This window comes from Paenibacillus intestini, assembly GCF_030803945.1.
Classification (GTDB): domain Bacteria; phylum Bacillota; class Bacilli; order Paenibacillales; family Paenibacillaceae; genus Paenibacillus; species Paenibacillus polysaccharolyticus.
Genome location: NZ_JAURUN010000007.1, coordinates 1 through 24,986 on the forward strand (window position 1 = coordinate 1; position 24,986 = coordinate 24,986).

19 protein-coding genes and 10 tRNA genes are annotated in these 24,986 nt (G+C 48.3%); 24 read left to right on the forward strand and 5 right to left on the reverse strand.

Annotated features, from left to right (window positions below; genetic code table 11):
• The first annotated feature begins 14 nt into the window (after nt 1-14).
• From J2T16_RS18235 to J2T16_RS18285, 11 genes are all read left to right on the forward strand, one after another.
• Nucleotides 15-92 (forward strand) — tRNA-Asp (locus J2T16_RS18235).
• A 19-nt stretch (nt 93-111) separates the two neighbouring features.
• Nucleotides 112-187, forward strand: a tRNA-Thr gene (locus J2T16_RS18240).
• Between the two features lie 92 nt (nt 188-279).
• Nucleotides 280-355 (forward strand) — tRNA-His (locus tag J2T16_RS18245).
• Nucleotides 356-368: 13 nt separating this feature from the next.
• Nucleotides 369-443, forward strand: a tRNA-Gln gene (locus J2T16_RS18250).
• Nucleotides 444-451: 8 nt separating this feature from the next.
• Nucleotides 452-524: transfer RNA gene (locus J2T16_RS18255), tRNA-Lys, on the forward strand.
• A gap of 12 nt (nt 525-536) precedes the next feature.
• A tRNA-Leu gene (locus J2T16_RS18260) sits at nt 537-624 on the forward strand.
• An 8-nt stretch (nt 625-632) separates the two neighbouring features.
• A tRNA-Gly gene (locus J2T16_RS18265) sits at nt 633-707 on the forward strand.
• A gap of 6 nt (nt 708-713) precedes the next feature.
• Nucleotides 714-790, forward strand: a tRNA-Arg gene (locus J2T16_RS18270).
• A gap of 15 nt (nt 791-805) precedes the next feature.
• A tRNA-Pro gene (locus J2T16_RS18275) sits at nt 806-879 on the forward strand.
• Between the two features lie 12 nt (nt 880-891).
• Nucleotides 892-962: transfer RNA gene (locus tag J2T16_RS18280), tRNA-Gly, on the forward strand.
• A gap of 151 nt (nt 963-1,113) precedes the next feature.
• A complete protein-coding gene (locus tag J2T16_RS18285; RefSeq protein WP_090919005.1) occupies nt 1,114-1,548 on the forward strand; it encodes a hypothetical protein in 435 nt (144 codons plus the stop codon).
• Between the two features lie 188 nt (nt 1,549-1,736).
• On the opposite strand, the gene J2T16_RS18290 is transcribed toward J2T16_RS18285, so the two are convergent.
• The gene (locus J2T16_RS18290) at nt 1,737-2,597 is read right to left on the reverse strand and encodes a hypothetical protein (protein ID WP_154892067.1); all 861 of its coding nucleotides are present in this window, start codon (nt 2,595-2,597) and stop codon (nt 1,737-1,739) included.
• Between the two features lie 138 nt (nt 2,598-2,735).
• Nucleotides 2,736-3,653, reverse strand: a complete 918-nt coding sequence (locus J2T16_RS18295; RefSeq protein WP_336121325.1) for a LysR substrate-binding domain-containing protein — start codon at nt 3,651-3,653, stop codon at nt 2,736-2,738.
• 388 nt (nt 3,654-4,041) lie between these two features.
• Between J2T16_RS18295 and J2T16_RS18300 the strand changes: the two genes are divergently transcribed.
• From J2T16_RS18300 to J2T16_RS18325, 6 genes are all read left to right on the forward strand, one after another.
• Nucleotides 4,042-5,106, forward strand: coding sequence for an ABC transporter ATP-binding protein (locus J2T16_RS18300; protein ID WP_499018991.1), 1,065 nt, complete (start codon nt 4,042-4,044; stop codon nt 5,104-5,106).
• A 161-nt stretch (nt 5,107-5,267) separates the two neighbouring features.
• Nucleotides 5,268-6,344, forward strand: a complete 1,077-nt coding sequence (locus J2T16_RS18305) for an ABC transporter substrate-binding protein (RefSeq protein ID WP_341181932.1) — start codon at nt 5,268-5,270, stop codon at nt 6,342-6,344.
• Between the two features lie 92 nt (nt 6,345-6,436).
• Entirely contained in the window at nt 6,437-8,107 is a 1,671-nt protein-coding gene (locus J2T16_RS18310; protein WP_499019078.1) for an ABC transporter permease, read from the forward strand.
• On the forward strand, nt 8,104-9,576 hold the full coding sequence (locus tag J2T16_RS18315; RefSeq protein ID WP_499018993.1) for an MBL fold metallo-hydrolase: 1,473 nt from the start codon (nt 8,104-8,106) through the stop codon (nt 9,574-9,576). The genes J2T16_RS18310 and J2T16_RS18315 overlap by 4 nt, the downstream gene beginning before the upstream one ends.
• Before the next feature lie 203 nt (nt 9,577-9,779).
• Complete coding sequence (locus tag J2T16_RS18320) at nt 9,780-11,024, forward strand: anhydro-N-acetylmuramic acid kinase (RefSeq protein ID WP_499018995.1); 1,245 nt, start codon at nt 9,780-9,782, stop codon at nt 11,022-11,024.
• A 110-nt stretch (nt 11,025-11,134) separates the two neighbouring features.
• Entirely contained in the window at nt 11,135-11,974 is an 840-nt protein-coding gene (locus J2T16_RS18325) for a MurR/RpiR family transcriptional regulator (RefSeq protein WP_154960041.1), read from the forward strand.
• A gap of 260 nt (nt 11,975-12,234) precedes the next feature.
• On the opposite strand, the gene murQ is transcribed toward J2T16_RS18325, so the two are convergent.
• Both murQ and J2T16_RS18335 read right to left on the reverse strand, forming a co-directional pair.
• Nucleotides 12,235-13,140 (reverse strand): N-acetylmuramic acid 6-phosphate etherase, encoded by a 906-nt coding sequence (gene murQ, locus J2T16_RS18330; RefSeq protein ID WP_499018996.1) that lies wholly within the window; start codon nt 13,138-13,140, stop codon nt 12,235-12,237.
• 20 nt (nt 13,141-13,160) lie between these two features.
• The gene (locus J2T16_RS18335; protein ID WP_499018998.1) at nt 13,161-14,132 is read right to left on the reverse strand and encodes an N-acetylglucosamine kinase; all 972 of its coding nucleotides are present in this window, start codon (nt 14,130-14,132) and stop codon (nt 13,161-13,163) included.
• Nucleotides 14,133-14,500: 368 nt separating this feature from the next.
• Between J2T16_RS18335 and J2T16_RS18340 the strand changes: the two genes are divergently transcribed.
• The 7 genes from J2T16_RS18340 (at nt 14,501) to nagZ (ending at nt 22,662) form a co-directional block, all read left to right on the forward strand.
• Nucleotides 14,501-15,853 carry an ABC transporter substrate-binding protein gene (locus J2T16_RS18340; protein WP_090919052.1) on the forward strand — a complete coding sequence of 451 codons (1,353 nt, stop codon included), beginning with the start codon at nt 14,501-14,503 and terminating at the stop codon, nt 15,851-15,853.
• A 43-nt stretch (nt 15,854-15,896) separates the two neighbouring features.
• Complete coding sequence (locus J2T16_RS18345; RefSeq protein ID WP_154959941.1) at nt 15,897-16,817, forward strand: carbohydrate ABC transporter permease; 921 nt, start codon at nt 15,897-15,899, stop codon at nt 16,815-16,817.
• A gap of 38 nt (nt 16,818-16,855) precedes the next feature.
• Complete coding sequence (locus J2T16_RS18350) at nt 16,856-17,689, forward strand: carbohydrate ABC transporter permease (RefSeq protein WP_154892058.1); 834 nt, start codon at nt 16,856-16,858, stop codon at nt 17,687-17,689.
• Nucleotides 17,690-17,743: 54 nt separating this feature from the next.
• Nucleotides 17,744-18,853, forward strand: coding sequence for an ABC transporter ATP-binding protein (locus J2T16_RS18355; RefSeq protein WP_154892057.1), 1,110 nt, complete (start codon nt 17,744-17,746; stop codon nt 18,851-18,853).
• Nucleotides 18,854-18,931: 78 nt separating this feature from the next.
• Nucleotides 18,932-19,645 carry a hypothetical protein gene (locus J2T16_RS18360; protein ID WP_154892056.1) on the forward strand — a complete coding sequence of 238 codons (714 nt, stop codon included), beginning with the start codon at nt 18,932-18,934 and terminating at the stop codon, nt 19,643-19,645.
• On the forward strand, nt 19,642-20,814 hold the full coding sequence (locus tag J2T16_RS18365; protein ID WP_154892055.1) for an exo-beta-N-acetylmuramidase NamZ family protein: 1,173 nt from the start codon (nt 19,642-19,644) through the stop codon (nt 20,812-20,814). The genes J2T16_RS18360 and J2T16_RS18365 overlap by 4 nt, the downstream gene beginning before the upstream one ends.
• Nucleotides 20,815-20,916: 102 nt before the next feature.
• Nucleotides 20,917-22,662 (forward strand): beta-N-acetylhexosaminidase, encoded by a 1,746-nt coding sequence (gene nagZ / locus J2T16_RS18370; protein ID WP_260510724.1) that lies wholly within the window; start codon nt 20,917-20,919, stop codon nt 22,660-22,662.
• 743 nt (nt 22,663-23,405) lie between these two features.
• Here the strand turns inward: nagZ and J2T16_RS18375 are convergent.
• Nucleotides 23,406-24,806 (reverse strand): serine hydrolase, encoded by a 1,401-nt coding sequence (locus J2T16_RS18375; RefSeq protein ID WP_154892054.1) that lies wholly within the window; start codon nt 24,804-24,806, stop codon nt 23,406-23,408.
• Nucleotides 24,807-24,986 lie beyond the last annotated feature (180 nt).

The following is a 24,986-nucleotide window of genomic DNA, read 5'->3' on the forward strand; positions in this document are numbered from 1 at the left end:
ACCGAAAGTGATCTGGAACCGTGGTGTAGTTGGCCTAACATGCCTGCCTGTCACGCAGGAGATCGCGGGTTCGAATCCCGTCGGTTCCGCCATTTTAATACTTTACACCGCGCCGGTGTAGCTCAACTGGTAGAGCAACTGACTTGTAATCAGTAGGTTGGGGGTTCAAGTCCTCTCGCCGGCACCATTTTAGTATTTTGCAATTAGAGGTTTATAAGTTGTATAATATAAGCTCTGATGGTAATACTAAAAACTCATGCTTTAATGTTTGATTTTATGGCGATCGTGGCGAAGTGGTTAACGCACCGGTTTGTGGATCCGGCACTCGGGGGTTCAATTCCCCTCGATCGCCCCATAGTTTTCTTTATTGGGGATTAGCCAAGCGGTAAGGCAACGGACTTTGACTCCGTCATGCATAGGTTCAAATCCTATATCCCCAGCCATTTACTATGAGTCATTAGCTCAGTTGGTAGAGCACCTGACTTTTAATCAGGGTGTCGAAGGTTCGAATCCTTCATGACTCACTTTCATATTATGCGGTCGTGGCGGAATTGGCAGACGCGCACGGTTCAGGTCCGTGTGGGCTAACCCCCCGTGGAGGTTCGAGTCCTCTCGACCGCACCATATATTTTGCGGAAGTGGCTCAGCGGTAGAGCATCGCCTTGCCAAGGCGAGGGTCGCGGGTTCGATTCCCGTCTTCCGCTCCAATATTTGCGCCCTTAGCTCAGCTGGATAGAGCGTTTGACTACGAATCAAAAGGCCGGGAGTTCGAATCTCTCAGGGCGCGCCATTATTTCCTTTATATCGGGATGTAGCTCAGCTTGGTAGAGCACCTGGTTTGGGACCAGGGGGTCGCATGTTCAAATCGTGTCATCCCGATTTTTCGTTTATGCGGGTGTAGTTCAATGGTAGAACTTTAGCCTTCCAAGCTAATAGCGTGGGTTCGATTCCCATCACCCGCTTACGATTCAAAGAGTTCTTGCATAATGCAAGAACTCTTTTTTTATTTTTAGTGTGTATAAGTTGGCTTATACGGATCAAGTGAACCGTATGATGGGGTTTTGTGGTAATCTATTCTTAATCAAAAGTAGAAAAGTTACAGGAGGTTGTTAAATGGGTCCTATTATATTCCTTGTCTTTGTGATGATTGCCATAATTATTTATGGAATTACCCAAACGAGAAAATCGAACAGATTAAAGAAAAAATATGGTGCAGCATTACATTCAGTCGGAATTCATTATTCAGGTCTACCTCAGGTGCCGGAGGGTAAGAAAGTGGATGTACTACTAGGTAACGGAAACTTATACATACAAGCAGATCAACAAATATTCGAGCTTTCACTAAGTAAAGTGAGTGGCGTACATCACCCTAACCAACGAGAAGTAATGAAATTCCAAAGTTTTCTGATTATTGGTTATCATATGAACGGCAGACATCGAAAAATAAAATTAGCTTTTTTTAAGTCTGCAGTAGCTAAAACATTTTTATGGGAGATCGAGAGACAGTTGTTCACTAATAACTCAAGTAATGGGGTAATTCGATTGTAATTCATGATCGCTTAGTTTTAGTGGTGTAGAATATACATAGTTTATATATATGCCCCGGAAAAAGAACATTTGTCTTGTGAAAGCTAATTTTTAAATTATCGGATAAATATGATGAAAATTAAAAGCTCCTCCTGCTTCTATCTAAAGAAGCAGGAGGAGCTTTTGTTTCTACTGCATATCGCTTTACATTAATACCGTTCCAGGATGGTCTGTGTTTTCAGACCATCGGCAGGGATCAACCAGTTTTTGTTTTGAAGCAATTGTAGTAATTGGTTACGTAGACCAGATACGGTTGCTGCGTCATCTGTTTTGAATGAAACCTCGACGATATTTTCAATATCCGTACCTGCTGCGTTGCGGATCGGCCATACTTCCAGGGTAAGCTCCTGACCGTTCCATGTACCTTCATACCGTTGGAAGGTGATTGGGCCATAGGCACGGGCCTGTGTAAGTTGTTGTTTGCCCCAGTTGGAGGCAGACCAGTTTTTTAATTTACCGGGAAGCTTGTCCAGTAGCAGGTTCAAGGCATCCTTTTCAGAAGGCAACTGTGTGCCAGTTGTTTTGGTGTCTACTTTTTTCGTGTTGGAGAAGCTAAGTGTTTGTTTACCATATCCCCAGTCAATTTCAGCCTCGTAGTTATCATCTGATGAATCGAAGCCTTCCTGATTTGCAAGTGTCAGTGCTGCATTGATATCCCCGTTAATGACAGGATAACGCTTCTTGTAGGTTAACTCGAAGTTGTTTTTATCATCCTTTTTGCGAAAACGGACATTCCAACCTTGGGCATCCAATCCGAGAGCATTGGTGTCAAAGTACTCCACATTGATATTTCGTGGTGTAGCGTTCAGCCCTAGGGTCTGGATGACCTCACTGCGCGGTGTTCCATTGGCGTTTAACACAAGCTCCGGCTTGGCGAGGAACTTCACTTCATAAGCGGGAACGGCGTTGGCAGCGGCTGAAGCCTGCGGCGTGTCCAGAAATGTTAGTCCACTTCCCAGGGTGACGATGCTGAGCATCAACGAGGCGGTTACTTTTTTCCACTTTTTCAAAACCAATCACTCTCCTAATCTGGATTAACGTACAGACCCCACTTTACCGTGCAAGTTTCTGAATACGATTAACGGGAAGCGCACATTACGTTAACCTTGCATAGATTTCATGAATGACCCGCGATAGTTTATATAGGTTCAACCGATAGGCTGATGGAGTAAAGGCTGTGTGTTCATAACTTCGTTTAGAACTTCGATGAACCGATTGACCTGAACAGAAGGGTGGCGATCCTTGTTATGAACGGTATAAATATGGCGTGGTGCCTGCTCCCCCGGAATGGGAAGCACCTGAATAAGACCCTGCTGTTCCTCCCACTGCACGGCCATCCGCGACATGAAGGAGATGTGACCGCCAAGTAACACAAGCTGTTTGATCGCTTCCAGGGAATCCATCTCCACGGTGCTCCGTAGCCGGATATCATGCTGTACAAGCCAGTGGTTGGTCAGCCTTCGCGTACTGGACTCATCACCGTGTAGAGCAAAAGGCACTTGGGCAATATCTTCAGGTAGCAAGGATTCTTTCTGGACCAGCACATGATGGGGAGAGCAGATGAGCACAAGATCGTCCTCACACAGCGTTTCGGCGTGTAAAACCGGGCCAACAAATGGCTCGGATGAGATAATGCCGAGATCAAGCTGATGCCGGATGACCATCTCGCGGATAACCGGGGCTGGTTTGACAGACAACAACATCCGAATACCCGGAAACTCTTGAGAAAACGTATGAAGCATCGCGGGTAGCAGATAGGTAGCTGGAACATAACTTGCTCCAATATGGAGCGTACCCCGGTACAGGCTGTCGTATTCCTTGACGACGCGGCGGGCCTCCTGGGTTAGGGCATTGATTTTGACACTATAATGAAGCAAGGCTTGTCCAGCTTCGGTCAGAAATGTTTTTCCACTGCGAGATTCGAATAAACGAACCCCCATCTCCTCCTCCAGTGACTTCATATGAAACGTAACCGTTGGTTGCTTGATGCCCAGAATCTCGGCCACACTTGTCATATGATGATATTTGTCGATCAGTTCAACAATTTGTAATTTGATCAGGTTCATGTTTCTCCCACACTCCTCTGTTCTACAACTTCGCGGTATGTATAATAATCCGATTCCTCCATAGAAAGCCCATAGAAAATTCAATCAAAGATCATACCGTGTCTATCTATAGATTTAATCTATGAACATCATCAGAATTCATCTAAAAAGTTAATTCCCATTTTACAAACATAACAAACAACTCTCGAAAGCGAGCGTTAGACTGAAAACAGTACAAGAGCAGTTTAAAGGGGATAAGCTCAAGCAGAGCAATATAAACGAGATAAGCTAAAGCCAAAAGCAACAGAAGAAATCGAAATAACAGAGAAACACAATAACAGAGTAAAACAAGAGAGTAGTCCAAGGGATATGCAAAAAAGTTTAGTAAAGAGGACAGGCAGGGGTGCTTATGAAACTGGAGTTAACAGGAATTCAAAAATCATTTCATCAAACGCCTGCACTATTGCCCACGGATCTGACGCTTGAACACGGACAATTCACCACTTTGCTTGGCCCTTCGGGTTGCGGCAAAACGACGTTGCTCCGCATGATTGCCGGGCTGGAACAGCCGGATGCGGGGGAGATTCGTGCAGATGGGGAGTACTTCTACTCTACAGTAAAGCGGATTGATACACCGACACACAAGCGTAATCTGGGCATGGTGTTTCAGGATTTTGCATTATGGCCGCATATGACGGTATATGAAAATGTAGCTTTTGGCTTGAAAGCAGGCAAACAGAAGGCTGATCTGCGGCAAAAGGTTAATGAAGCACTTGGCATGGTTCGACTGCAAGGCATGGAAGAACGGTATCCTCATCAGCTGTCGGGTGGACAGCAGCAGCGGGTTGCTTTTGCCAGGGCGGTAGCGGTGAAGCCGGGTGTTATCTTGTTTGATGAGCCGCTGAGTGCACTGGATGCTGTGCTGCGAGAAGAGATGCGGATTGAGATGATGTCACTGGTACGCGATATGGGGCTCACTGCCCTGTATGTGACACATGATCAGATTGAGGCCATGTCGATGTCAGATGAGATCGTGGTGATGCAGAAGGGGCGGATTTTGCAAAAAGGTACCCCGGAAACGATCTACTCTGCGCCAAGTGACTCTTATGTCGCATCGTTTATCGGAAAGTCCAATTGGCTTACGCCAAACGAATCCATGGTTCGGCCGGAATATGTCACCTGGAACAAAACAAGCCACGATGATCTGGGCTACCCCGGAATTATTCTCAGCGTCAGCTATGTGGGAGAACGCTACGAGGTACGTGTGCAGATGGAAGGACTGGGCGTGTGGACAGCATATGCGAATCATAGATTAAGCGTTGGAGAGAAAGTTCAGCTCTATGTCTCGCCGGAACGAATCTGCCGAATGCATGATGCGCAGAGCCAGGAGGGCAGTCCAAAGCTGGATATGAAACATGATATGAAGCCGAATGCTAGTGTTAAACAGCGAGAAGTGATCGCCGTAGCTCGATAGATAGCGACTTACAGTGAACTACAGCGACAAAGCTTTTCAAAACGTAAAGCACAATGAAATGAAGACAATAACAGAAAAAAATAAAGAAGATATGATCGAAGAAATGGAAGCAAACACTTGCAGTTTTACTCTAATTCGAAACTAAGGGAGCTGGAATGGACATGTTCGGTATGAAATCAAGTAAAAAGAGTGCAACACTTTTATTAACAGCAGTGATGAGTCTGAGTCTATTCGGATGTAGCACGGGGAATACAACGACTGGAAACGCAGCACAGCCCGCAGGGGAAGGAAATGCTGCAGCGGCAGCGGAAGCGCCGAATAAAGCAGCAGGCGGCAAACTGGTATTGTACAGTGCAGGTCCACAGAAGCTGGCAGACAATATCGTGAATGGATTTACAGCGAAGACAGGCATTGAGGTCGAGATGTTCCAGGGAACGACGGGTAAAATTTTGGCTCGTATGGAGGCGGAAAAAGCCAATCCGGTAGCAGATGTCGTTATTCTGGCTTCCTTGCCTTCGGCACAAGCTCTGAAAGCGGATGGACTCACATTGCCATATCCGGAAGCCGCGAATGCGGACAAGCTGAATAAGGAATGGTCGGATGCAGACGGAAACTATTTTAGCAGTAGTGCATCTGCACTGGGTATTGTGTATAACAGCAAACTGGTGACAACCCCGCCTACAAGCTGGGCTGAACTCGCAACATCCGCATGGAAAGATAAAGTGAATATTCCTGATCCGACCCTATCTGGCTCCGCACTTGATTTCATTACAGGTTACCTGAGTGCTAACGGTGAAAAAGGATGGGATCTGCTGAACGCCTACAAAGCGAACGGTGTAGCGATGGCAGGAGCGAATCAGGAAGCCCTTGACCCGGTGATTACGGGTGCGAAAAGCATTGTGGCAGCAGGTGTAGACTATATGGCTTATTCCGCCAAAGCCAAAGGGGAACCGCTGGATATCGTATACCCTGAAGAGGGTACAGTGATCAGCCCAAGACCGGCGGCCATTCTGAAATCCAGCCCTAACGTAGAGAATGCCAAAGCATTTATCGACTATCTGTTGTCGGATGAAGCACAGAAGCTGGTTACAGATGCATACCTGATTCCAGGACGTGAAGATATCGAAGCAACCAACCGTGCCAATGTGAAGGATATTCCGCAACTGAAAGTGGATTGGAACTGGATGAGCGAGCATGGTGATGAAACCGCAGCACGTTTCTCCGAAACCTTTAAATAAGTGAACGCAAATACAGAAACGGTAGGCAACAGGTGATTCTGCTGTCTTGACGTGGAAAGTCATGTGAGGTGAGCGTAGTGAAACCTGTTGTAATGGATAACAACCGTATTTTTCGGAGAGTGGGCGTGGTGTTGGCCCTCTTTCTGCTGACAATTAGCATTGGTGTGCCGCTGTTACTCATCTTCTGGCAAAGTGTGTACCCGAACGGGCAATGGGATTGGATGGCGCCTCTGCGTACGATTACGGGGCATCATCTATCCGGTGTGTTGCTGAATTCCGTGTGGCTGGGCATCTGCGTGGTGGCGATGACAACGCTATTGGCTTTACCGCTCGCTTGGATGATGTCCAAAACCCGGATGGGAGAGCATCGCTGGGTGGATGTCATCCTGATGATTCCGTTCATGACCCCGCCGTATATCGGCTCCATGGGATGGATTCTATTTATGCAAAAAGGGGGATACCTCCAGCAATGGATACCCTCCTCTGCGAACTGGACGGAGCTGTTCTTCAGCTTCTGGGGCATGGTGATGATCATGAGTCTGCACTTGTTCCCCTTCCTCTACTTGCTGCTACGTGATGCGTTAATCCGCATCGGCGGTAATTTGGAAGAAGCGGGAGCCGTGCACGGTGGGCGTGCCGGATACCGATTCAGACGGATTATTTTACCCTTATTGTTGTCATCTTACGGGATGGGAATTATGCTTGTTTTTGTCAAAACGATTGCGGAGTTTGGTACACCCGCGACCTTCGGGCGCAAAATCGGCTACTATGTGATGACTTCAGAGATTCACAAATACATCTCCAGCTGGCCGATCGACTTCGGTAAGGCGACTTCACTGGCATCGGTGTTGCTGTCCGTCTGTCTGGTGATGTGGTACATGCAGTCAGCAATCAGCCGGAAGTTCACATATCGGTTGGTAGGCGGTAAAGGACAACGCTCGAAGCGCTATTCTTTGCGGGGTTGGGCAGGATGGTTATGTGGTGCATATCTTGCCATCTTGCTCATTCTATCCATCGGCATCCCGTATTTCTCGATCATAGCGGCATCTACGATGAAGCTACGGGGAGTAGGACTTGCGCTGGACAATCTGACATTGGAGCACTACCGGGAATTGTTATCCTGGGGTTCAGTAAGCATGAAGGCGATCGGAAACAGTCTCGGATTATCTCTGGCAGCTTCTACGGTGGCAGTAATCATTGGTACGGGGTTTGCGCTGACCATTGGCAAGTCATCTTCGTTCATGCAGCGGGTCATCGACTTGTTCAGTCTGCTGCCAAACACGGTGCCGGGTATTGTTATGGTAGTTGGTCTGATTCTGTTCTGGAACTCGCCTTGGATGCCCGTTACGCTGTATAACACGTATGGGATGGTGGTGCTTACGTATGTTGTGCTGTTCCTGCCATATACCGTGCAATATGTAAAATCAAGCTTTACCCAGATCGATGGCACGTTGTTTCAGGCGGGTCAGGTGTTTGGCGGTAAGCCGCTGTACATTCTGCGGCGTATCCTTGTTCCGCTGATCCTGCCCGGTATGCTGGCGGGCTGGATGATGACCTTTACGATTGCGACCCGAGAATTGGTCGGCTCGCTTCTGATTCTTCCGCCGTCGATGCAGACGTCGGCGACGTATATTTTTGCCCAGTTTGAACAGGGTCAGGTGTCACTTGGTATGGCGATGGCTGTGGTAACCGTCGGAATGACGGTGCTAATGTTACTCGGAATTGAAATGCTGAATTCAAAGAGAAAGTGGAATGCTTCATGATCAAACTGAATGTATGGGGCGGTGCGGGCGAGCACGGACGTTCCGCCTATCTGCTTAGCGGGAGCCGTTACCGGCTGTTGCTGGACTGTGGTGTGAAAAAAGAAGGCAACGGCGAATATCCGCTCATCGACCCGGAGATTGTGCCACAACTGGATGCGGTGCTGTTATCCCATGCCCATGAGGATCACTCCGTTGCCATCCCACTACTTAACAAGCTGGGGTATACGGGTGAAGTGTGGACAACACGCGAGACGAAAGAGCAGTTAACAACTTACTTTCGATCATGGCGTAACAATATGGAACGTGCAGGTCAATCTTTGCCCTATGATGAAGTAGATGAAAAACGGATTCGCTATCGATTTTTAGAGGATGAGGCTGAGCGTGAGTACTGGTTTGAATTGTTACCTGGTATATCGGTCATGTGGGGACGTACTGGACATTTGGCCGGATCAGTCTGGTTCGGGCTGGAAATGGAAGACAAGCGAATACTGTACTCTGGTGATTACACGTTGGAGTCTATGCTACTACAGGCAGATGATGTGGCTGACGGATTCAGGCAGGCTGATCTGAAGAGGCAGAGACTGAAAGAAGTCATGCCCGTTGCTTCTGTGGCAGGTGGAGCTCAACATTTGTCTTTGTCCAGCAACGCATCCGTTACGAGTAGCAGGCAAGCCGTGGAGTATGCTCCTTTGGAAGTACAAATGGAACCTATCATCAGGCTGGATTTGGCTATTATCGATGCGGCCTATGGAACAGATCGTGATACACAGGCAGACAAGTTGCAACAGCTGGAAAGTGTTATTCAGAATGCTCTTCATCAAGGCGGAAAGGTGCTCTTGCCTATGCCTGCGGTTGGCCGAGGACAGGAACTGATTCTGTGGGCACAACATCGTTTTGCAGATGTACCTTTGATTGTGGAGCAGAGGCTTGTAGATGGCATGAAGCAGTTGCATCGTGCATCTTTTTGGCTTAGAGAGCTGGAAGGTGAAGTCACCGAAAGTGCGCCTGCTCATAGGATTGCAACATTTCTGAGCGGAGAGGGCTGGGAAAGCGTGAGTACACCCGAAGAACGGACAACGTTGCTTGAAAAATATGAAGCTTCGCTCTGGTTCATTCCGGATGGCATGATGCAGTCTTCACTCGCACGCTGGTATTACGGGATGTGGGCACCTGAAGTGCAAAATCTGATTTTGCTTACGGGACATACTTCTGCCGGCACATTCGCACATCAATTGCTCGAAAGTCCTGAGCAATACGGCACATGCAGGGTGGAAAAGGTCCGATACAAGGTTCATCAAGGATGGCATGATGTGGAGCGGATGTTGAACCGGGTCTCCGCCCGGCACAACGTGCTGGTTCATACCGACCTTGCAGAGACAGAGCGGCTGAGACAAGAATTGCTCGCTGGACAATTTCGCTCTGGTACGGATATTGATCTGTTATCTCCTGGGGATGAGTTAATCTTTTGAAGAATAGCTTAATTAGATAAAAAAGGCACCTCGTGTGCCTTTTTTGTCATATTCCTTATTCATTTTCTAAATAAAAGAAGTGTATGGGTGTGTAATTAAATTTCACATTATAATTGACTTGTGAAATTTTGTATCATATACTGATTGAAATATGGACAGGACGGGGCAGGTGGAGCATCCGGTCTAGGGAGGTTGGCATACGTATGGACACACGAGGAGATATCAGCAGTTACCCGATGTGGGCAAAGTACCGTTCTAAACGGGAGCACCTGGTGATTGGATTGATGTCTGGAACGTCGCTGGATGGAACGGATGCGGCACTGGTACATATTCAAACCGATGAGAGCGGAGCAATGCAACGGCTTGATCTTATTGATTTTGTCTGTACACCATATACGAATGAGCTCAGAGAGAAGTTGATTCGCTTATGTTCTCCCGAAACAGCTCGTGTTGATGAGCTGACAACAGCCCATTTCGGTGTATCCGAATGGTACGCACAGAGTGTACAGGAGCTGCTGCAATCCGCTGGTGTCTCAAGCAGCCAAGTCGATGTAATCAGCATGCATGGGCAGACAATCTGGCATGCACCGGTGCCTTCTGCGTTTCCAAACCCATTGGGTACCGGCAGTATGAAAGTAAGCTCTACACTGCAAATCGGCGAGTGTGCCGTAGTAAGAGAGCGCACCGGGCTGCCCGTTATTGGTAATCTGCGTGCACGTGATATGGCTGCAGGCGGGGAAGGTGCTCCGCTCACGCCCTATGCGGATGCATTAATGTTCCGTAGTGTTACGGAAGGACGTCTGGTGCAGAACATTGGCGGGATCGGCAATGTGACTGTGCTTCCGTCAGGATCATCCGAGACGGAGGTTTCGGCTTTCGACACAGGACCAGGGAATATGGTGATAGATGCACTGGTTCGTCATGCTACCGAAGGGAAGCAGCATTACGATCCTAATGGAAGTATAGCAGCGAAGGGAACCGTGCACCCCGAGCTGGCCGCATACTGCTTGAATGATGAGTACTTTCGTCGACAACCGCCCAAGAGTACCGGACGTGAAGTTTATGGTGCAGATTATGCCAAACGACTTATGGAATTTGCGGCATTGCATGATCTGTCACTGGAAGATCTGTTAGCTTCCGCAACTTGGTTTACAGCAGAAACAATTGTACGGGCCGTTGAGGATTTTGTGCTGCCCAAGACGTCAATCTCGGCAATGCTTACCTGCGGCGGGGGAACGTCCAATGACACATTAATGAAGATGATTCGGCTAAGACTTCCAGAATCCATACGTCTGGAGCGTACAGCAGATTATGGTGTTCCGGATGATGCCAGGGAAGCGATGGGGTTTGCGCTGCTTGGACATGAGGCTTTGATGGGCAGAACCAATACACTTCCTCGTGTAACAGGTGCGGCACACGCTGTTATTTCGGGACATCTGACTCTGTAGTGGCCATTGAGTTGTCAAGGTAAGCTGTATCTCCCGTTAGACGTGGCCATAAATATAAGATAAAATGCTTGTACAGATAACAGTACGGAGAGGAGGAGCGGATGGAAGGTATGAAAGGTGGACTTGTACGTTTACGCGCATTACTGGATGATCTGACTCCGTCAGAACGAAAGATCGGAGCTTACATTCTGGAACACCCGCAAGAGACAGTGCAGTCGTCCGTTGCGCAACTGTCTGAACGAAGCGGAGGCAGTCCGGCCGCTATTATCCGGTTGTGCAAATCCCTGGGTGTAACCGGTTTTCAGGAGCTGAAGCTCAAGATAGCGGGGGATTTACAGACCAATGAGCAATTTCAATATACAGAGATTCGTCCTAAAGACTCCATCGAGAGTATTATTCAACATGTGTCTACAAACAATATTCAATCGATCAAGGACACGGTTCATATTTTGGAACCAAGGCTTGTAGATCAAGCGGTTAACATGTTGAATGGAGCCAATCGCATTTTTTTCTACGGCGTGGGGGCGTCTAATTTGATCGCATTGGATGCACATTACAAGTTTATGCGAATTAACCGAACCAGCTTTTCGTTCGCCGATCCACATATGCAGATTTCGTCTGCGACGACGTTGCGTGAGGACGATGTTGTGGTCTGTATCTCTTATTCAGGCGAGACCTCCAATGTGATTTCCTGTTTGAAGCATGCCCGTGAAGGTGGTGCAGGAACAATCAGCATTACCAAGTGGGGCAGTAACACGCTGAGCAGTCTTGCGGATGTTCCTCTTATGATTACGTCGATGGAGAGCGATATTCGCAGTGGAGCTACCTCTTCACGCATTGCACAGCTTAACGTCATTGATATTCTTTATTTGGCTATTGCCAGCCGGGATTATAATCAGTCGGTGCAGTACCTGGAGAAGAGCAGACAAGCGATTCAGGAGCATAAATGAGCAACGAGATTATGATGTGGTTAGAACATAGAAACGTGGAGAATCCCGTACAGTCACATGTACCAGGGATTTTTTTGATGAGGAAATACAATTGTACGCTAGGAAAAATAGAAATAGAGAAGCCAACCGGGCAGGCAGGGCTTCTCTCGTGTAAATAACCATCTCTCAGCACCGGGAAAGCTCGCCTCTACGTACCAAATGACTTGCTGCCCGAGCTTCTTTATCACAACTTCTTTAATACAAACAAGGTGCCGTCCCGATCAGCCTGATCCGGCAATAGCATGACGTACAAAACCATCTGCATTCTCTAGCCGACGCCCGGCTTCGTCTGCATCGACATCCGCCATCAACATCACAATAGCTGTTTTGACATGTCCATTTGCTGCGGTAAAGGCTTGTTCAATTTCGGTTTCCTGCGCTCCGGTCGCAAGCTGTATCATGCGTTTTGCCCGGTGTACAAGCTTTTCGTTGGACGGATTCAGATCCACCATGAAATTTCGATATACCTTACCTAAACGGATCATCGCTGTTGTCGTCAGCATGTTCAGAATCATTTTCTGGGCGGTGCCGGCTTTCATGCGAGTCGACCCCATCACAACCTCTGGTCCCATAACCGCTTCAATACTCACATCCGAGATTGCTCTCATAGGTGTACCTGCATTATTGCTCAACCCGATGACTACAGCACCAAGCTGCCTGGCATAATTCATGGCTCCAAGCACATAAGGGGTGCGTCCACTTGCTGCAATACCAACGACAACATCGTTGGCGCGTAGTCCGTGCTGCTTCAAATCCATTCCCCCGGCTTCCTCACTATCTTCTGCGCCTTCTACCGGATCTTTAACTGCCCGAAACCCGCCTGCAATAATGCCCTGCACCATAGAAGGTGGAGTACCATACGTAGGGGGACATTCCGATGCATCGAGAATACCCAGCCTGCCGCTTGTACCTGCACCTACATAAAACAGTCTTCCTCCCGATTGAAAGCTGGTTACGATGTGGTCTGCGGCTTGAGCAATGACTGGAATTAGTGGCTGAATAAGCTCAGCTATGCGGCGATCTTCCCGATTGATGAGTTCCATAATTTCGCCTGAAGGCAGTTGATCCATATCATCTGTCTGTGGGTTAGGCTGTTCCGTTACTAATGAGTTAAGGGTATGATTCATCCGTAAGCCCTCCTTTTTGTTTAGAATGATTTATCGATGTGGCATTGTAGTCTTGCTAATTGTGCCGCACCGACTGCCGGGACAGGAGCATTTTCCGAGCAGACAACCTGTTGTTGATCGTGCACTTCGGTAAGATGTTGAAGGAATGTATTTCGAAACAGGGAAGAGTAGCGAAATATGGAACCGGAAAGTGCCATAGGAGCCGTGGCGAAAGAAACATGTTGGCGTATGAGCGCTTTAGCGGTATCGGCCAGTTGCTGTGCCTCATCCATGAGAAGGAAACGTGCTACCTCATCCCCTCCAGCAGCGGCTTCTATTGTCAGGCGAGCTATGGAAGCCATACTTGATTTGTTCCAGTCCGCTTGGTATACCACGTACTTTAATTCCGGTGGATGCTTGACTTGCAACTCCTGCAATACGAGTGATGTCAAAATGGTTGTAGGCAAAACGCCATCATGACTCTTCATAACGCTTTGCAGTGCGCGCTGTCCAATTCGATAACCGCTCCCCTCATCTCCGAGTAGATGTCCCCACCCGCCTGCCCGGTTCACTTTACGTGCCGGTGTGATTCCATAGATGATTGAGCCGGTTCCTGAAATGGCAAGCAAACCGTGCGGTTGCCCAAGCGAGGCCATTAGCGCGATTTCTCCCTCCGTGACAACATGGATCGTACAGTTTACATGAATGGAATCAGCCGTGTTTTTCTTGCTTTTCATATAGTCATTAACGTGAGCGGTGATCCACTGTCGCTCCTGATCTTCAGCTATACCTGACATACCAAGACATATACTCTCACAATTAGACAAAAAATCTACATCGGATGAAAATAGAACATCTAAGAGATGTATTAACTCCTTTATAGCTTCGTGAGGCGGCACACTATGTGGATTCGTTGCACCGCCGCGCGCTGTTGCCAGAATGTCCCCAGATTCAGAAATGACTGCTGCATCAGTTTTGGTACCGCCTCCATCAATTCCTACGTATACTCGCAAGCGTGCTCACCTCGTTAGGGCTTATTTTCTTTTTTTCATAGTATAGAGGCTTAAAACGAAAAAGTAAAATTAAATTTTATGAATAAATTTATTGTTGAATTTTTATTTTACACCTCATATAATGAATTCAATCCACAATTTTGGAAGGAATCGATACGATTGATGTTACATTAATTAACGTTAAAGTTTCATTAGTAAAACTAGACCTTGCCGAACAGGTCGATCTCCAAGGAGGTGTAGATTTCGGCTCTGTGCCAAGCTGTGAACAGAGGGTTACGAAAGGGAAAGGTAACAGAAGGGCACCAGCAATAGACATTCATAATGGGCGTAGGACAAGAGAAGACGACATACAAAAGGAGATGAAGGGTATGAAAAGGAAGGGTCTTGTTTTGGCAATGGTGTTATTGATGGTCTGGATCACAGCCTGTGGCAACAGAGGTGGAGCAGATTCGAATGATCCAGGTGCGAATGATACGGTGACGGTATGGACATACCCGGTTCATGGCACATACGAGGATGAATTGAAGGACTTAATTGCTGATTTTAATAAGGAACACCCGAATATTACGGTGAAAACGGAAATGCTCTCCTGGGCTGAGGGGCCCAAGAAATTTGATGTCGCTTTAAACGCGGGAAATCCGCCTGATCTGTACTTCCATAGTGTGGACGGTACATATGTGAATACCGGACTGGCACTGGAACTGGACAGTTATCTGACCCCTGAGATCAAAGATGACTATCTGCCGGGCACTTTGGAACTGGGGCAGATTCAAGGGAAACAATACGGTCTGCCTCTTTATCAGTTCCAGTGGGCCTGGGGCGGTAACAAACGTATTCTCGATGAAGCGGGCATTGATTGGAAGAGCATCCAGAAGAATGGCTGGACCTGGTCAGAGTTTAACGAAGCCGCGGCCAAGTTGACGAAAACACTGGATAACGGAAGTAAACAATATGCCTTGGTGACAGATGGTACTTCGCTTGATTTTATCGAAATGCTGTCCCGTAACAACGGCATGATTGATGTGCTGGACGAAACCGGAAAGTTCCAGTGGAATGATGGACGGATTCTGGACACGCTCTCTTTTATCAAAAATTTGATGGATCAGGGTTATATGCCGAAGGAAACGGCAGCACTTGCTCCGGCGAAGCGGACGGACATGTTCTATGCCGGTGAAACGGCAATCATCTCGAAGGCGATTCCTTATTATGATGTCATGATTCAGAACCGCAACAAAGATATTGACGATGGCAAGGTGCAGGGTGAAAAGATTGATTTTGTATTGCTGCCCGTACCGCACAATGATAATCAGCCTGCGGCAACAACGATGGGTGGCGAGGGTTATGTGGCCTTCAAACAGAAGAAAGACAAGGGCGAGCAGCATGCCAAAAATACTTTTCTTGTAATGGAGGCGCTTAGCGGTGCTAAAGCAGGGAACTCGGCTAATGAGCTGGCTCTTCCTTTTGTTAGACAATCGCAAGCTGACTTATTCAAAGGCAAGGAGCTGGGACAGCAGGTAAATCTGGATGCAGCCAGAGAAATGGCCAAACACATCGCGATGCCGGTCGTGCTCAAGCTGGACATTGACAAAGCATCACAGCAAAAGCAATTCAAGGAACAGGTTGTGAAACCAAACATTCAGGCGCTGTTCTCGGGTGAGAAAACCCCGGAGCAGATTGCGGAAGACTTCAAAGGCAAAGGTCAGCAGATGTTCGGGCAATAAATAACTTCGCAGTGATACTTTGATTCGGAGAGGAGGATTCGCCATGCAGACCGCCCTTGCGCCGGAGCCTGCACCCCGGCATTCCCGGGTTGTCCGGTTCTGGCGAGATTACGGGTGGGCGTATTTGTTTATTTTGGCGCCTGTCCTGCTGTTTCTCGTTTTTACAATGTACCCCGTATTAACAGCTCTTGTTATGAGCTTTCAGAAATACAACATCATGAACTCCACGTGGGTGGGATTGGACAATTACGAACGTCTGGTGAAGGACGAAACCTTCTGGAAATCGATTAAAAATACCGTCATTTTTACACTTGGAACAGTACCCGTCAACATCCTGATTACATTTGTGCTCTCGTATTTTATCTTCCAGATGAAAAGCAAATGGCAGACGTTCTTCAAGGCCACACTTTATCTGCCTGCGGTAGCATCGGGAGTGACGATCTCGATCGTGTGGCTCGCCATTTTTGACCCGACGGATTCGGGACTACTCAATCGCTTCCTGGGCTTTTTCGGCCTTGACCCGGTCATCTGGCTTGGCCAGTCAGGGACAGCCCTCTTTTCTCTAATCTTGATGAATTGGCTTGGTTCCCACGGTGCAGGCATCATTCTGTATCTTGCAGCTATGGGAGGTATCCCTAAATCGCTGTACGAGGCTGCCGATATCGATCATGCGAGCGGATGGACACAATTCAGCAAGATCACATGGCCCCTTTTGAAACCAACGACGCTCTACTTGCTTGTGACTGGCGTCATTACGTCCTTTCAAGTGTTTATTTCCGTATACCTGATGACCCAAGGCGGGCCTAACTTTGCGACCACTACGATTGCTTATTTAATCTATGAGACGGCCTTTAAGTTTTACGAGTTTGGATTAGCCTCGGCACAATCCTTTGTACTGGCAGTCATCATTATTGTCATCTCCGTGATTCAATTCAAATATTTCTCCAGTGATATCGAGTATTAATTAGGGCTTTCATTAGGCATCCGGGGGTGAATACACGTATGAATTCAACACGAAAAAAGATGTTGCTTGTTATAGCGTCTGTTTTGCTCGCTGGCTGGGCACTGATTACGATTATTCCGATGTACTGGATGCTCGTCGGATCGGTGCAAGACACAACGATGTCAGCTTCGTTTAAGCCACAGATGATACCCGAGCAGTTGTCCATGTCGCCGTATGAACGTTTTTTTGCCAAAACGGATGCATGGCGCTGGCTCTATAACTCGCTGCTGATCTCCATTATATTGACAGTCACCAATGTGTTCTTTGCTTCGCTGGCAGGATATGCATTTGCTAAATTAAAATTTCCGGGCAGCCAGGCCGTGTTCTGGGTGCTGCTTGGAACCATGATGATTCCTGCACAGGTGACGCTGATTCCACTCTACATTTTGATGGTCAACGTATTTGATCTGGGAGACACGTACACAGCGATTATCCTTCCCGCAGCAGTCAGTGTGGGCAATATCTTTCTGATGAAACAATTTATGTCCACCTTGCCGACGTCACTCATTCACGCGGCTCGAATCGATGCGTGCAGTGAGTTCGGCATCTTCTGGAAAGTGATTCTGCCTATGGCAAAGCCAGGCATCGCGGTGCTGGCGATTTTCACTTTTGTCGCCTCATGGAATGAATTTTTCTGGCCTTTCCTGATCACCAATTCGAATGAAATGCGGACGGTACAGGTTGGACTCGCATCCTTTGTTTTTGCTGAATCCACCGACTTCGGTGCCATGATGGCTGGAGCTACAATTGGTGCATTGCCGATGATCATTCTGTTCTTCTCATTGCAACGTTATTTCTTGCAAGGCATCACGATTGGAGCCGTGAAGGGATAACCACTGCAACCTATGCAGTTACAACAGGTGACAATGTAAAAGGGGGATTAACCTATGGCACGCGTGGAGTTTCGCCAAGTGCGCAAAGAGTTCAAAGACGACCATAAAGGAACGTTCACGGCGGTCGCCGGTTCGGACTTTGTAATAGAAGATAAGGAATTTGTCGTGTTTGTTGGGCCTTCGGGATGCGGTAAAACAACCTCACTGCGAATGATCGCAGGGCTTGAGAAACAGACCAGTGGGGACATCGTCATCGGGAATCGCATTGTGAATGATCTGCATCCCAAGGATCGGGATATCGCGATGGTCTTTCAGGATTATGCCTTGTATCCTCATATGACCATTCGGGAGAATCTGTCCTTCGGTCTGAAAAATCTGAAGAAACCCAAAGCCTATATTGATGAGCAAGTACAGAATGCTGCTTCAATCCTTGGCCTGGAAGCTATGCTGGAACGTAAGCCTCGCGAATTGTCCGGAGGACAGCGCCAGCGTGTCGCCGTGGGACGAGCGATTGTGCGTGATCCACAGGTTTTTCTGTTCGATGAGCCGCTCTCAAACCTCGATGCCAAGCTGCGTGTGCAGATGCGTGTAGAGCTTGGCGAGCTGCATAAAAGGCTGGGCGCTACAATCGTTTATGTTACACATGATCAGGTCGAGGCTATGACGCTTGGCGAGCGCATTGTAGTGATGAATCATGGGGATATTCAACAGGTCGCATCACCGAAAGAGCTCTATGCAAGTCCGCGCAATATGTTTGTCGCCGGTTTTATCGGCTCGCCTGCAATGAACTTCATTGATGCTCACATCGAAGGTACGCAAGTGAAGGTGGAGGGTACATCGTTCACGTTACCAGCGGATGTGCTAGAGCGCTTAAACAGCTATCAGGGCAAACGAGTCATCCTTGGACTGCGTCCAGAGCATATTTTTGGTGATGATGTGGCACCCAATGTTCCGCAAGATCACATGCTTCAAGCACGTGTTCAGGTGGTGGAGCATCTGGGTTCGGAAAATTTGCTCTACTTCCGTCTCGGAAGCCGGACGGTGACAGCCAAGGTTCATCCTGAGACCCATGCATATGTGGGTATGGATAAGACCTTTGTGCTAGATATGCGCAAAGCGCATTTTTTTGACCCGGAGACGGAGATGGCGATCGGACGGGAATAGAATATCCGTCATGATGGAGAGCGTAATCAAACTCTTAACGAATAACGGCTTTCACAAATTACAGGGAGGAGAGCTTTTATGCGTAAACTGAGCGAAGTGGTGGTCAAGTCAGGGGTAGAGATCTACCGGGATATTATTCCGGTGGCGCTGTTCAGTGCGGGCAGCTCCGTGCTGCTCATTCCGATTCTCATGTTTGCGCCGATACCGGTGGCCGTGCTGCTACTTGCCATCATCTATATGCCGCTCTTGTTCGGTGTCTGTTACGCAGTGCATCATCGGCTGGAGCGGAAAGAGCGCCGAAACGCGCTGCGTGATATATGGGAAGGTACGTTGAGGGGGTTGCTTCCGGGCGGTGTGACGGGGCTGTTGGTTGCACTGCTCGGTTTCATCCTCTGGTCAACCTGGTGGTATTACGGAGGGAAAGGCAACATGACGGGCATGGCAGTAGGCATGTTTCAGACGTTTTTTGTCATATTGGCGTTCATCTCACAGTTTTACACTTGGCAGCTTATGTTGCAAAAAGGAATGGGCTTCCTGCAGGCGATGGGAGAGAGCGTGAAGTTGTTCTTCCGTTATCCGGGGTATACGATTGCGGCCTGCTTCCAAGTGGTGTGCCTTAGCGCGCTGCTTATGCTGACGGTTGTGGGATTCGGAGCGTTGTTTGCAGGTATGTTTGCCATCTATCAGCATAAGGCCACAAGTAATCTGATTGAACCTGAAGAGGAGCCTGAATTGTCTCGTGGTAATGATCATCAGCAAGCCGGTTGGGTAAGCGAAGGTCATGTATCATGAGGGTGAAAACAGGAGCGGATGTGCTGGCTGAAGGAGCTTCACATCCCTGGTTAACTGGTGGCGCACGAATCGGTTTGGTGACGAATCCGACGGGCATCACAGCAGACTTTGTCTCCACGGTGGATGTATGTGCAGGCTTGGTGGATGCCAAGTTGACGGCTTTGTTTGCATGTGAGCATGGGCTGTCCGGAGAGCTGCAGGCAGGTATTCCTTTTCCAGACTCGGAACACTCCCGTTATGGCATTCCGGTATACAGCTTGTACGGTATACATAAAAAGCCGCAGCCTTACATGCTGGCTGATGTGGATACGGTTCTTTTTGATATTCAGGATGTGGGTGTGAGGTATTATACGTATGCTTCGACGTTAATTGAGATGATGGAGGCCTGTGGCGAGTCGGGAAAACGTCTATTAGTGCTGGATCGACCCAATCCGCTTGGCGGTATGGAGGTGGAGGGTGGTTTACTCAAGGCCGGGTTTGAATCCTTCGTAGGAGCCTGGGCTACATCCATTCGTACCGGGATGACGATGGGGGAACTGGCTTTGCTTGTCAACGCCGAGCATCATGTGCCCTGTGAGTTAGACGTCATAGCGATGGAGGGCTGGCGGCGAAGCATGACTTTTACGGAGACGGGGCTGCCTTGGATGATGCCTTCGCCTAATATGCCAACGGTAGATACCGTGCGTTCTTATGCGGGAACGTGCCTATTGGAAGGTACGAATGTATCGGAAGGTCGAGGCACGACAAGGCCATTTGAATGGCTGGGTGCCCCGTGGATCGATGGCCAACAGCTAGCAGATGCGATGCGGTCTCATGGATTGGACGGGGTGTATTTCCACCCGGTGTATATGACACCGGCCTTTTCCAAACATGCAGGAGAACGATGTGGGGGTGTAAGGCTCTTTGTCACAGAAGAAAAGGAATTCCGTTCCGTGGAGACAGGTTTGTTGCTTTTGCATGAGATAGCCGTTCGATACCCCGAACAGTTCGAGTGGCTTGAACCTCCGCGTAAGGGCTCCCGATATTTTATTGACTTACTTACTGGAGGGAGAGAGGTTCGCGAGATCATTGGAGACGGTAGTAGTTTATTTCGTTTAATGGCAGCTTGGCGTGAACAGGAGAAGATGTGGCAGGAACGCCGCAGACCCTATTTGCTATACGATGAATGACGGGCTTAATGGGCAGATAGGGATGAATGAAGAGTAGCGTGACAGACAGGGATGCTGCTCTTTGGCACGAGGGTCGTGAGGTTCATGGGAGGAGGAGACGTAATGCTAATGCGTAGCTTGAAGGACAGGGTGAAGCAAAGAATCGGACAGATGAGCTTAAGGGATAAGATCGGGCAGATGCTGTTATGCGGATTTCATGGAACAGAGCCGGAAGGCGGGATAGAGAAGCTGCTTGGAGATTACCCGATTGGCGGTATCGTTTATTTTGCAAGGAATGTGGTTTCGCCTGAGCAGGTAGAGCGGCTATCCGGCGGTTTGCAGAACATTGCGCAAGCAAGTGGCAATGTACCTCTCTGGATTGCTATTGACCAGGAAGGCGGCATGGTGGCTCGAATTACAGAGGGGATTGCACTTATGCCTGGACAGATGGCCATTGCTGCGGCCGGATCGGTGCAAGATGCTTATGCAGCGGCACGGATCAGTGGAGCGGAGCTACAATCGATGGGCATCAACATGAATTTTGCACCCGTACTCGACGTGAACAACAATGCGAGCAACCCGGTCATTGGCGTGCGTTCCTTCGGGGAATCCGCGGAAAAGGTAGCTGACTTCGGTGCGGCCTCCATTGCTGGATTTCAGCAAGCGGGTATAGCTGCAACCGCCAAACATTTTCCCGGCCATGGAGACACGGATACGGATTCCCATCTGGATCTTCCTGTGATTACACATGACAGAACAAGGGTGGATCAGGTAGAGCTTTTGCCATTTCGTGCAGCCATTGCAGAGGGTGTAGACGCAATGATGTCTGCTCACATTTATTTTCCGGCACTGGAGCCAGAACGTCTGCCGGTGACATTATCTCATTCTGTTTTGACCGGACTGCTGCGTAAGGAGCTTGGATATGAGGGTATGATCTTGACTGACTGTATGGAGATGAAGGCGATCGCTACTCACTACGGCACCGTCGATGCGGCGGTGATGGCGGTTGAAGCTGGAGCAGATATGGTACTGATCAGTCATACGGCACAGTTACAGGTGGAAGCTTTTGAAGCATTGATGAATGCGGTGAAAAGTGGACGTATCAGTGAGCGGCGGATTGATGAATCTGTTAAACGTCTGTTGACATATAAAATGAAGCGTGGGCTGATGAATGTGGAGATGGGGCTGGAGAGCGACACGGCAGTGGAGATGTCTGTCAGTATGAGCGGGATATCTGGTGTGGATGATATCTATGCGACCCCGGCGGTTGTTCACAATTCCATAAATTCCATGAATGTAAATCAGCCAGTTGCAGTTCCGTTTCAACGTAATAGTCCACCGCATCAGGAGGTAGCTCAGCGAATCAGTGAGAAGAGCATTACATTAATTCGGGATGCACAGCATATGTTGCCGCTAAAACAAGAGCGAACACTTGTCATTACGGTTGCCGCAGAAGTGACAAGCATTGCGGATGAACAGTTGGATGGTGGGGCAACACTCGGAGCGGCTTTGTCAGCTCAAGGTTTGGAAGTAGTGGATATGAGGGTAGCAGCGGATGAAATTGCGCTATCCTCGGCTCGTTTGCTTCAAGCCGCAGAAGCGGTGGATGTTGGGCAGATCGTGATCGGCACTCATAATGCAGGCAGCCCTTCCGGTGACCCGCAATGCCGGTTGATCGGCTGGCTTCAGCAACTTGGCAAACCACTGGCTGTAACCGCACTTCGCAGCCCGTACGACCTACAGAAGTTGCCGGATGTGCAGACTTATATCGCGGCATATGAGAGCCGGCCTCTCGCGATGAGTAGTGCAGCGAAAGCGATGATGGGACAGATCCCGTTCAAGGGCGAGCTTCCTGTCACGATTGATTAAATAGATGCAATTCTATATATGACGCAATCTGACGGGACTTGACGTAGCTGAAACTGAACCTTTAAGGATATGAGGGATGAGCTGGTGTCTCGTCACATAGCCGGAATAACAAACGATGTATGAGAATAACAAAAGGGACGAGGCTGTTCATGCTTCGTCCCTTTGCGTGTTGCATACTCTTATTATTGTACATGCAGAAAGCATTATTAATGGGATAACCCAAACCGTAACCGGTTCTAGTGACCACGCCTGATGATATTTGGTTCATTTTCGTGGATTCTAAAATCTAACGATCTCCAGAAACGTTATTTGGGTGATATTAGCAGGTTTTATATTCTAACGATCACAGGAAAGCTTATTTAGAGAAATAGATACGAAATTGGGCGTTGAGCATGTGTTTTTAGAGAAATAAGGTTACTGGTGATCTTTACAATTTCTGAAGGGTGATTATCGCTCAAATAAGCTCATCTGAGATCGTTAGAATAAACAGGGGGGTGGGTGAAGACTGTGTAGCCAACGCAGACCTCACCCCCAACCGTAATCTTCAACTCTACCTAACTCTAACCCCAATCAACCCGCAACCCAATCTCAGCTACTCCTTGACCTCAACCTACTCTAGCCCCGAACCGCCAACACCAATCAGAGAACAACCACTAACCAAAATGCAAAACACCAACCTCAAACTTCCAACCCCGCTGAATTGGTGGCTTCGTGCGGCTACGTTATGATGCTTCAAGCGACCATCACAATTGCAAGGCTTTGGCCGTTCTTGTCTCTATATCACTTAGCAGTGTGGTCATATCCATGCCTGCATGATTACCGAGCAGGATAATGGTAATATCATCGGATAGATTGCGTGAAAATGCTGTGGAAAACCCACCGCCGCTTCCATTGTGGAAGACGGTGCGTTTTGTTCCGTTTTCCTTGAGTATCCAGGCATAGCCGTAATTTTTATTGGAATAGGGCTCATACATCGTTTCAATCGTTTCCTGATTTAAAATCTGGTCAGTATATAGTGCCCGATCCCATTTCAGCAGATCATCCACGGTCGAATAGATCGTACCTGACCCAGATTGTGAAACATAGTAAGGTGCAGGCACCCATCCTTTTCCTTGCTGAACAAAGCCGCTGTTCGTATGCACTTTGCGGGATGCTTCTCCGGAGTCTTTCATACCGAGCGGCCCCAGAATGGTTTGTTGCACATAGTCTGCATAGCTCATGCCAGATACCTGCTCCACAACGTACGCAAGCAATACATAGCCGCTATTGCTGTACAGGTAGGCACTGCCGGGTTCGAACTTCAACGTTTTGTGGCGAATCTCTTCTACCGTTTTTTCAAGTGTATCGCCTTCCCCGCGACCGAAGGCCGACGGCAGACCCGACGTTTGGGACAGTAACATATGCAGGGTAATCTGATCTCCTTTCGGGATGCCAGAAATATAGGTGGAGATTGGATCTTGAACATCCAACTTGCCTGCTTCTGCGAGACTCAAAATGGAAGCCGCAGTGAATGACTTGCTCAAGGAGGCGATACGGGTCTTCTGGTCCGGACGATTCATGGTCTGTTCGTCAGCAAGACCATAACCCTGTTTGAGCAAGACTTCGCCGTCTCGTGCAATCAGAGCCATCCCCGGATAGTTGATCTCGCGCAGATATGTGTCTACGCTAGCCACTTCAGGATTTAACACGCTGACCTGGTCAGTCGTTATACCAACATTCATCTGGCCTGAAAGCGTTCGCTGGACTTGAATATCAGCCTTCAAAGCATTCGCCAGGGTCCGGACAGGAATCATTAATGTGCCGTTAATGGTGCGTGAATTCACTGGAGAAGCCAGAGATACCTGGTTTACTTTAATGGATCTACTTCCGGCTTGATGCACCAGTGTGTCCCTTCCAACGGTGATGGTAGCTGTGTTGGTACGAGCATCCCACTTCAGATCCCCTTTAACAGATTGGACTACATCTCGTAAGGGAACGAACGTTGTACCTTTTAGAATAAGCGGAGCGTTGTTCCAGAATTGTGGCTCTCCGTTGACTTCAATATGCACGGCTTGTGTAGTCTGCGCTGCAGAAACCGTAGGGTTGTTAAACAGCCCGAATACCGGGCCTGCGCATAGAATGATTGCGAATAGAATACGAAGCATGGATGAATAACCACTGCTAAATACAGGTTGTTGCGTGTGAAACTTGCGTAAGATTTGAACCCTCTCCTTCCAAGTGTTTCTTAATAATCCATTATATAAATATTGTAAACGATCCCAACAAGGGGGTCAAAAAGAGAGTATATCTAAGTAATAGGATCAAATCATTAAAATTGCGATTAT